4 protein-coding genes and 1 pseudogene are annotated in these 5,141 nt (G+C 71.9%); 3 read left to right on the top strand and 2 right to left on the bottom strand.

Annotated features, from left to right (window positions below):
* A pseudogene (locus tag FYX01_RS04075) lies at positions 1–132 on the top strand (IS481 family transposase); the annotation flags it as partial.
* Positions 133–1,573: 1,441 nt separating this feature from the next.
* Here the strand turns inward: FYX01_RS04075 and FYX01_RS04070 are convergent.
* Positions 1,574–2,347: a nucleotidyltransferase domain-containing protein gene (locus tag FYX01_RS04070; RefSeq protein ID WP_150237676.1), complete on the bottom strand. Its 774-nt coding sequence runs from the start codon at positions 2,345–2,347 to the stop codon at positions 1,574–1,576.
* A 215-nt stretch (positions 2,348–2,562) separates the two neighbouring features.
* On the opposite strand from FYX01_RS04070, the gene FYX01_RS04065 reads away from it, so the two are divergent.
* Complete coding sequence (locus FYX01_RS04065; RefSeq protein WP_150237674.1) at positions 2,563–3,378, top strand: SAM-dependent methyltransferase; 816 nt, start codon at positions 2,563–2,565, stop codon at positions 3,376–3,378.
* Positions 3,379–3,440: 62 nt separating this feature from the next.
* On the opposite strand, the gene FYX01_RS04060 is transcribed toward FYX01_RS04065, so the two are convergent.
* A complete protein-coding gene (locus FYX01_RS04060; protein WP_150237673.1) occupies positions 3,441–4,463 on the bottom strand; it encodes a glycoside hydrolase family protein in 1,023 nt (340 codons plus the stop codon).
* A 208-nt stretch (positions 4,464–4,671) separates the two neighbouring features.
* Here FYX01_RS04060 and FYX01_RS04055 point away from each other — a divergent pair.
* Positions 4,672–5,141: LacI family DNA-binding transcriptional regulator (locus FYX01_RS04055; RefSeq protein ID WP_223830300.1), on the top strand; the 470-nt coding region annotated here is incomplete at its 3' end.

The raw sequence follows: 5,141 nt of genomic DNA, 5'->3' as shown, positions 1-5,141 counted from the left end.
TATGCGTCCGAGTCCCAACGGCGGGAGGCCTTCACCGGATGGCTGCATCACTACAATCACCACCGGTTCCACACCGCGATCAGCGGCCCTCCCGCCATGCGCGTACCTAACCTCTCAGGTCAGTACACCTAGGTCGTGTTCTTCGCATCGTTCCGGGCCCGCGTCCACCAGGCTGCCTCTCGCTACGCCTCCGCGCTCGTGAAGCACGACCAGGCTGGACTTCGCGCACCGTCTCGCGAGGGACCGCCTGGACGGCCGCTCACTGACCCGGAAGCCTCCCAGAGAACACTCCCAGGCCGTTCGGAGGCGTTACCGGTGTGGCGCACGAAACCCTCCCCGGCGCCACCATGGTGAACCGGTGGATCTCGTGCTTGGGCCGCGCCGGACGACGGACCACACGGCGACGGAACTTCCCCGACCGTTCACCCTGCTTCTGTCCGGATCCGTAAGGTGGAGGCGCACGGATCCGTGCGCGGGACCGGTTCGGGGCAGCGTGGACGGACGCCCCGGACCGGCCGCGCGCCGTCCCGGAGCGCGCCGGACGGGTTCACCCCCGGCCGTGCCCGGGCAGCAGCGGGGCCCGCGGTGCGGTCTGGAGGATCCATTGCGGCCGCGCCGACCAGCCGGACGAGCGCGGGGTCGTCGGTGGAGGCGGCCTCGGCCGCCGCCGTCAGGGCGGGCACGATCCCGGCCATCACCTCGGCGGAGGGGACCACGCCGAGTTCGACGAGGTCGTCCAGGGGAGCCCGGTGGCGAAGCCGCCGTGGGCGACCTCGGGGGTCACCCAGGTGGGCGGGTCCCCGACCGGAGCGCGGGAGCCGGCGGAGAGGGTGCCCTCCGCACGCCGGTGACGACTCGCCCCCAGGAGTCGGTGCGCCTGTGCGCGGCCTCGCGGATCCGGGGATCCTCATGGGTGAGTGCGGTCGTGAGCGCCTTGGCCATCTGACCGACGGCGTAGCCGGGGCCGGCCTGCTGGGGAGTGGAGGTGTCCATGCCAGCGTGGCGGGTCCTGCCCCGCACCCTCCCGGTCCCGGGCCGGGCGCTCTGCGGTCGAGCTACACGCCGTTCGGGGGGTCACGCTAGCGGTCCGGGGAAGGAGACCGGAAGTGTCTTTCCGTGCCGGACGCGCCGCCCCGGACCGGGAGCGGTGGACGCTCCCGGGTGAGGGCCGTCTGACGGGTGCGTCCGCGCGACCGCACCCGTCATCCCGTCAACGGTCTAGTGGTGGGGAGGCTTGATGACCGCGGCGAGAATCCCGGTGGCGAGCATCATCGTCAGACCCACGATCATGAGCACGAAGGCGACGGTTCCGACCATGGTGTTTCCTTAGTGTTCGTTGTTCCCGTGCGCCGCGCGTGACACGTGGCGCACGCCGCGCCGGGTGTCCGGGCATCGGGAGCGGCGCGTACTTCTTCGGAGGATCACCCTATCCCGGCCGTGTGCCGCCACCGCGCCGGGTGTCCGCTCTGACCAGCGTGGTCGTCGACACGGTTCTGCTGGCCGGTCCCGGCGGCCGGAGGGCTCCACCGGGACCGGTGCCGCTGGGCCCGGTCCCGATTCGGCGGTGTCGTGTTCAGCGTTCGGCCCAAACGCCCTGGTAGGTCCGTACCAGCCAGCGGTCGGCCCAGGCGCTGTCGGGTTCCTCGGGCAGGTCGGAGGTCTCGCACAGGCCGGTCAGCCGCTCCTCCAGCCCGCCCGCACGCGCCAGGGCCTCGGCGCGGCCGTGCTCGCCGCGCCGCAGTCCGCGCAGCCAGGTGCGGTCGGGCTCGGGCACGGGCAGGGTCAGGCGGCCGGTCTCCAGCAGTTCCACGCCCTGGATGCCCATCCGGATCATGTGGTAGGCGAACTTGGTGTCGAAGCCGTACCTGCCGACGAGTTCGGGCCGGTTGGTGTGCTTGCCGCCGCGCAGGCCCTCCATACGGTCGCGCTGTGCGCGCATGTAGCCCAGGAAGCGTCTGCCCGCCTTGCGGGAGAGCATCCGGTCGGCGTTGGCACGCAGGTCGCGGCCGGCGGAGGTGACGGTGACGATCTCGCTCTCGGGCACGAACAGGGGCAGCAGGACGGTGGGGTTGCCGTCCAGGGCCAGCCGCATCCACTTGCGCAGTGAGTAAACGGTCAGGTCCAGGTCGCCGGGGCCGGACCGGGTGTGGTCGGGCTGGGTGCGGTGGACGTACTGCTCGAAGGAGCGCAGGCCGATGACGTACTCGGGCGGTTCCACGCAGATGCCCATCTCGTCACGGTCCTCCTGGCGGGAGACGGTGATGCCGTGGACTCCGGAGCCGACCTGGCACCGCAGGACGGTTCCCTCCTTCGCGACCCGGGCGAACTCGGGAGTCGAGTGCTTCACCGGCTGCTCCTGTTCTCCTGGGTGCTGGGCTCCGGCACGGGCGCCGGGGACGGTCGCACGGCAACCTATCCGGCGCGGCCCGGGATCCACGAGTGCTTTTCCGCGGGGCGTTCCTCGGCACATGCGCTTCGGCACTTGCCCGGTAGGCCCTCGGAACCGTTTACTTGTCCAAGTACGCACCTTTTGTCGGCACAGCGAGCGCAGAAAGCAGGACCGTGCCCCCTGAGAACTCCGAGGGTTCCACTCCCCAGATCGACGCCTCCGTTCCGCACAACGCCCGTATCTGGAACTACTGGCTGGGCGGCAAGGACAACTATCCGGCGGACCGGGAGATGGGCGAGCAGATCCGTTCGTTCTTCCCCGAGATCGTGGACAACGCGGTCGCCGACCGGGGCTTCCTCGCCCGCGCGGTCACCCACCTGGCACACGAGGAGGGCGTCCGGCAGTTCCTGGACATCGGCACCGGGCTGCCCACCCACAACAACACCCACGAGGTAGCCCAGACGATCGCGCCCGAGGCCCGGGTGGTCTACGTGGACAACGACCCGCTGGTGCTCGCCCACGCCCGCGCGCTGCTCGTCGGCACGGAGCAGGGCGCCACCGACTACGTCGACGCCGACCTGAGAGATCCGGACACCATCCTGGAGGCGGCGGCGCGGACCTTGGACCTGTCCCGGCCGGTGGCGCTGATGCTGCTGGGCGTGGTCAACTTCGTCGCCGACGACACCGAGGCCCGCTCGATCCTGGACCGGCTCCTGGGCGCCCTGGCCCCGGGCAGTTTCCTGGTGCTCTCCCACCCCACCGACGACCTCGACCGCGAGCGGGCCCACCAGGTGGTCGCGGCCTGGAACGAGCGCGGCACCCCCAAGCTCACCATCCGCACGGCACAGCAGATCACCGCTCTCTTCGACGGGCTGGAACTGCTGGAGCCGGGCGTGGTCTCCTGCGCGCTGTGGCGTCCGAGGCCCACCGAGGTGGGCGAGGTCCGCCCGGTGGCCGAGTACGGCGGTGTGGCCCGCAAGGTCTCCTGACACCTGTCGGGGCGGGGGCGCGTCCCCCCGCCCCCGTTCGCGGCGGGCCCCGGACGTCCGCCTCAGCCGGCGCGGGCGATGGCGATGGTCGCCCCGAGCCTGCTGCCCGCCTCGTAGAACATGTACTGCACGCCTCCGTCGGAGCCGAAGGAGGGCGCCGCGCTGCGCCCGGAGTCCGGGGGCCCGGCCATGGGGGCGTGCACCGTGCCCAGGTGTTCGCGCAGGCCGAAGTCGCGGCCCACCTCGGTGAGGCGGATGTCGCCCCGGCTGGTGTGGTAGGCGACGTAGGTACTGCCCCCGCGCTCGACCAGGTGCGGACCCGACAGGTCGGACACCCCCACCTCGGCGTGGCTGACGAGCGGTTCGGGGTCGAAGTCGAAGGTGATGCCGTCGGCCGACCATCCCCAGCCGATGGAGCGGTGGTTGCCGGTGCTGTTGCGCATGAACACCATGACGTAGCGCGATCCCCGGTCGGGCAGCGGGTGTTCGAAGACCCTCGCGTAGGAGGCCTCCGTGGTGCCCGGGACCATCGCCGTGGTCAGCACTGTGCCCTCGTAGGCGAAGTGGATCCCGTCCCGCGAGCGGGCCAGCCGGGTGGTGGTGTTCTCCCCGTGGAAGTACAGCCACATCTCGCGGTGCTCGGCGTTCCACATCACGTGGGGCGAGGAGACGTGGCTGACCCGGTAGTGGGGATCCCACACGTTGGCCACGACCGGGTTGCCCGGGTACTCGGTGAAGGGTCCGTCGGGGCTGTCGGCGTAGGCCAGGCAGACGCCGCCGGGGGCGTCGTGCGGGGCGTAGTAGAGCAGGAAGCGTCCGGGTGGGTCGGGCAGGCGGCCCGCCGTTCCGCGCAGGCACGGGAAGATCAGCTCGCCCGTGGGGTTGTAGGCGAGCGACGCGGTGTCCAGCGCCTCGCGCAGGAAGGTGTAGGTCGGCAGGACGCCCGGGGCCCGTGCGGCGGCCGCCGGCGCCGGGGAGAGCAGGCCCGGAGCCAGCAGGGCTCCGGCGGTGGCCGCTCCGGCGCCCCGCAGGACCGTGCGGCGGTCGGGGGAGGGCCGGGTGCGGCGGGGGTGCGCGTCGGACATGACGATTCCCTTCCGGAGCGGGTCGGGGGGTGCTCCGAGGCCCGAAGTCTTCACCAGGGGCGATGCGTCAGTCAAGGTTCTAATACGTATTAAAGAAACCTTCTGGCCCTCGCTGGAAATCTCCTGCTCCCCCTCTTGACACATAGCGTGCCGCGGCTCACAGTCATCAACTAATGCGCATTAACACGGCGGCCAAGAGGAGAAACAGGTGACGGAAGTCAGGAGGGCGGGTACGCGGCGCCGCCCACGCCAGTCCGACATCGCGCGGATGGCGGGGGTCTCCCAGGCCACGGTCTCGCTGATCCTGCGGGGAACCCCCGCAGGGATGGCCCTGGCCCGCGAGACCCGCCAGCGGGTGCTGCGGGCCGCTGAGGAGCTGGGCTACGTCCCCGACCCCGTGGCCACGCGGCTGGCCTCGGCCAGCAACGCGATGCTGGGGCTGTACACCTTCAGCACCACCTTCCCCACCGACGTGGCGCACTCCTACTACCCGATCCTGGTCGGGGTGGAGGAGGAGGCCGCGGCCCAGGGGCAGGACCTGATCCTGTTCACCGGGTCGGCCCGCGCCGCGGCGCGGGCCGACGACCCCGCGGCGGTGGGGGGCGGGGGCGCCCCCCCCCCCCCCCCCGGGGGGGGCCCCCCCCCCCCCCCCGCGCCCCACCGCCCCCCCCCCCCCGG

This window comes from Nocardiopsis quinghaiensis (assembly GCF_008638365.1).
Classification (GTDB): domain Bacteria; phylum Actinomycetota; class Actinomycetes; order Streptosporangiales; family Streptosporangiaceae; genus Nocardiopsis; species Nocardiopsis quinghaiensis.
Note: the sequence above shows the minus strand (reverse complement) of the source record. Positions and strands in the feature narration are given on the sequence as shown.

Bases quoted from the DNA above. Each gene is read 5' to 3' on its own strand.
- FYX01_RS04060 (WP_150237673.1), bottom strand. From the start codon at position 4,463: ATGTCCGACGCGCACCCCCGCCGCACCCGGCCCTCCCCCGACCGCCGC.